Annotated in this window: 2 protein-coding genes and 1 pseudogene; 1 reads left to right on the forward strand and 2 read right to left on the reverse strand. The window is 73.6% G+C overall.

Annotation, left to right across the window (positions count from 1 at the left end; all coding sequences use genetic code 11):
• On the reverse strand, positions 1-1,662 hold a 1,662-nt coding region (locus I4I78_RS30785), incomplete at its 3' end, for an ABC transporter ATP-binding protein (RefSeq protein WP_218615025.1).
• 317 nt (positions 1,663-1,979) lie between these two features.
• Here I4I78_RS30785 and I4I78_RS30790 point away from each other — a divergent pair.
• Positions 1,980-2,510: a CHRD domain-containing protein gene (locus I4I78_RS30790; RefSeq protein WP_218615026.1), complete on the forward strand. Its 531-nt coding sequence runs from the start codon at positions 1,980-1,982 to the stop codon at positions 2,508-2,510.
• A 63-nt stretch (positions 2,511-2,573) separates the two neighbouring features.
• Here I4I78_RS30790 and I4I78_RS30795 read toward each other — a convergent pair.
• Positions 2,574-4,019, reverse strand: a pseudogene (locus I4I78_RS30795) (RNA polymerase sigma factor); the annotation flags it as partial.
• Positions 4,020-4,294 lie beyond the last annotated feature (275 nt).

Consider the following 4,294-nt stretch of genomic DNA (forward strand, 5'->3'; position numbering starts at 1 on the left):
GTCGGCCAGCATGTCCGCGAACCGGCCGGGAGACACGGCCAGCCGGGCCCGGTCGCCCTGTTGCAGCACCTTCCCGTCCTCGAGCACCGCGACCGAGTCGGCACGACGCACGGTGGACAGCCGGTGCGCCACGACCACCCCGGTCCGGCCCCGCAGCAGCGCCTGCGCGGCCCGGGTCACCCGCTCCTCGGTGCGCGGGTCCATCCGGGCGGTGGCCTCGTCCAGGACGACGACGGCGACGTCGCGGACCAGCAGCCGCGCGAACGCGACCAGCTGCTCCTCCCCGCCGGACAGGGTCAGCCCGCCGCTGCCGAGGCGGGTGTCGAGCCCGTAGGGCAACGCGGCGACCCAGTCGGTGAGCCCGAGCGCCTCGACCGCGGACTCGACGCGCCCGCGCGGGACGTCCCCGAACAGCGTCACGTTCTCGGCGAGCGTCGCGGCGAGGATCTCGGTGCGCTGGGTCACGACGCCGACGGCGCCGCGCAGCTCGTCGAGCGCGATCGTGGTGATGTCCCGGCCGCCGAGCAGCACCTGCCCGGGCGGCGGCGCGATCGCCCGGGACAGCACCCGGGTGACCGTGGACTTGCCCGAGCCGGTGCGCCCGACCAGCGCGCAGGTGGTGCCCGCGGGCACGGTCAGGTCGATGCCGCGCAGCCGGAACCCGCCCTCGTAGCCTGCGGTGAGGCCGCGCAGCTCCAGCGCGGCGGGGGCGTCCGGGAACGGGGCGCCGCCGTCGGGCTCGCGGGGTGCGGACAGCAGCGACGACACCCGGGTGAGCGCGCCCAGCCCGGCCTGGATCTCCGGCATCCGGTCCACGATCTGGTCGATCTGCCCGACGAACGCCGAGACCAGCAGCCACAGCGACACCAGCGCCGCGATCCCGCCCGGGTCGCCGGCGACCAGCAGGACCCCGCCCAGGGCCACCGCGCCGAGCAGCGCGTGCATCACGAACCCGGTGCGCAGCCCGACCACCGTGGAGACGCGGCAGGTGGCCAGGACGCGGTCCAGCACCACGGCGGCCCGGACGACGAAGCCGCGGACCACGTGCGGCTGCCCCAGCGCGGTGCGGACGTCGTCCTGCCCGGCGACCGACTCCTCCAGCTGCGCCGAGTGGTCGGACCAGGCGACCTCCTCGGCCACCTTGCACCGCGCCACGAGCGGGGTCAGCGGGCGCGCCACCGCGATGACCAGGGCCGCGGCCAGCGGGAACGCGATCCACGCCGGCCACCACACCAGGCCCGCGACGACCCAGGCCAGGACCGACCGCAGCACCGCCCGCCCGGTCTCCCAGCCGACCCGGCGCAGCAGCGTGCCCAGCTGGCGGGAGTCGTCGTCGACCCGGTCGAGCAGCTCCCCGACGGCCTGGTCCTCCAGCGCGGTTAGCGGCTGGGCCAGGGCGGCGTCGAGCAGGTCGGCCCGCAGCCGCCCCTCGGCCCGCCCGACGACACCGGAGAACACCACCCGCCCGGCCGTGTCCAGCAGCGCCGCTCCGAGCAGCAGCGCGCCGAGCACCGAGATCAGGACGACGGTGGGTCCGGCCGCGATCCGCCCCACCACCGTCGCCGCGACGGTCTCCGCCGCGGCCGCGACGACGGCGACGACCACCGCGCACTCGGCGGCCGGCCCGCCCAGCCGTCGCCACGTCAGCGGCTGCGCACGCACGGGGTCCTCCGGGTGTCCGGACCGGTTGCACCGGTCCGCCCGGTCGGTCCGTCCCGACGCTAGCCCGCGGCACCGTCGCCGCGCCGCCGGTTTTGTCCCGGCGCGCGCCGCGGGCCGGCCGGGGTGCGCACCGCCGTCCCCCGGCGGACACGCGGTGTCCGACGGCGACGGGCGTCACCCGATGCGGTCGAAGGCGTCGTGCGGTGCGGCGGCGGAGGCGTCGCGGTCAGCATGCTTGTCCGGCACGGCGGTGTGCGGCGGCGAGAGGGGATCCGATGGGGTACAGGTCGATCAGGCGATGGACGGTGTGTGCGGCCGTGGCGGCAGCGGGGGTGACACTGACCGCGTCACCGGCCCTGGCCGAGGACGCGCCGGTCCCGCCGCCGCCCACGTTCACCAGCACCCTGACCGCGGCGGCGACACCGGAGACGGTGGTCGACGACGCCGGGAAGCCCGCGCCGGGTCAGCCCGGGACGAAGGGCACGTTCACCCTGAAGCTGAACAGCCAGATGAACATCGTCTGCTACGACATCACCGTGATGGGGGTGACGCCGCCGTTCGCCAGCCCGGCGCGGACCGCGACCCACCTGCAGGAGGGTCAGCCGAACGAGAGCGGCAACCCGCGGATGGTGTTCCCGGACCCGCAGGGTCCGCCCGGCGGTCCGATGACCAGCAAGGGGTGCCTGCAGGGCCCGTTCACCACGGGGGTCGTCGTGAACGGCGTCGACACCGGCACGGGATTCGACGTCAAGCAGCTCGAGGCGAACCCGGCGGCGTGGTTCGTCGACACCCACACCCAGCAGTTCCGCAACGGCGCGGTCCGCGGACAGCTGTCGAAGTCGGGCTGACCTGGACCCACGAAGGGCCCCGATCCGCGACGGATCGGGGCCCTTCGTGCGTGCGTGGAACCGCTAGTCGAGATAGTCGCGCAGGACCTGCGAGCGCGACGGGTGACGCAGCTTCGACATCGTCTTGGACTCGATCTGCCGGATGCGCTCACGGGTGACGCCGTAGACCTGGCCGATCTCGTCCAGCGTGCGCGGCTGGCCGTCGGTGAGCCCGAAGCGCAGGCGCACCACGCCGGCCTCGCGCTCGGACAGCGTCGCCAGCACCGACTGCAGCTGGTCCTGCAGCAGCGTGAAGCTGACCGCGTCGACGGCCACCACGGCCTCGCTGTCCTCGATGAAGTCACCGAGCTGCGAGTCGCCCTCGTCGCCGATCGTCTGGTCCAGCGAAATGGGCTCCCGGGCGTACTGCTGGATCTCCAGCACCTTCTCCGGGGTGATGTCCATTTCCTTGGCAAGCTCCTCGGGAGTGGGCTCGCGCCCGAGATCCTGGAGCAACTCACGCTGTATACGGCCGAGCTTGTTGATGACCTCCACCATGTGCACCGGGATGCGGATGGTGCGGGCCTGGTCGGCCATCGCGCGGGTGATCGCCTGGCGGATCCACCACGTCGCGTAGGTGGAGAACTTGTAGCCCTTGGTGTAGTCGAACTTCTCGACCGCACGGATCAGGCCCAGGTTGCCCTCCTGGATCAGGTCCAGGAACGCCATCCCGCGGCCGGTGTAGCGCTTGGCCAGCGAGACCACGAGGCGGAGGTTCGCCTCGAGCAGGTGGTTCTTGGCGCGCTCGCCGTCGCGGACGATCCAACGCAGGTCGCGCCGCATCTGCGGGGAGACCTTCTCGCCGGAGTCGAACGCCCGGCGCAGCCGCTCGGCGCCGTAGAGGCCGGCCTCGATCCGCTTGGCGAGCTCGACCTCCTCCTCGGCGTTGAGCAGCGCCACCTTGCCGATCTGCTTGAGGTAGGCGCGGACCGAGTCGGCCGATGCGGTGAGCTCGGCGTCCTTGCGGGCCTGCCGCAGCGCCTCGGACTCCTCCTCGTCCCAGACGAAGTCGGCCGACTTCTGCTGCGACGAGCGGGTGGTCGGGGCCTGCCGGTTGGCGCCGGTGTTGCTCTCTTCCTCACCGTCGTCGTCATCGTCGTCGTCGGTCGCCACCTCGACGGCGGGATCCGCGGCGACCTCGGCCAGGTCGGCCTCCAGGTCGACGGCGACGACCTCCTCGACGAGCTCGCCGTCCTCCGGGGCTGCGAGCTCACCTTCCTCGAGCTCGACCTCCTCGGAGCCCTCGGCGGTCGTCGCGCCCTTCTTCGCGGCGGGCTTCTTCGCGCCCCCACGGGTTGCCGGGCCGGTCTTCGCGGCCGGCTTCGCGGCGGTGCGGGTCCCGGGCTTGGCGGCCGTCTTGGTCGCCCCGGCCGCTCGACGGGTACGGGATGCGGGACTCGGCGTCTCTTCGACGGTCGAGTCGCTGCGTGCTGCGGAGTCTGCGGCTGCCACCTGGGCCCTCTCGCTACGTGCGCTGACGTGGTTCGCCGGATCGCGCGGACCCGATCGCCGTGCCCCACCGCGTGCGGTGTGGCACCTGCTGGTCGCGTGTGCGTCCGGAATGTCGTTGTGTCATCGCCGCCTCGGTCGCCGGCGTTAGTGGAGGTCGCCGCGCGTCCCGGAGGTGGGGTGCCGCTCCATTGTAACTGTGCTGATGGACAGGGGCCGCACCTCACGCCATCCGCGCGTCACGAGCCGGTCACCCGAGGTCTCCGGGGGCCTTCCGCGGGGCGCGCGGCCGGCGG

Origin of the sequence: Pseudonocardia sp. KRD291 (assembly GCF_019263595.1) — a bacterium.
Taxonomy (GTDB): Bacteria; Actinomycetota; Actinomycetes; order Mycobacteriales; family Pseudonocardiaceae; genus Pseudonocardia.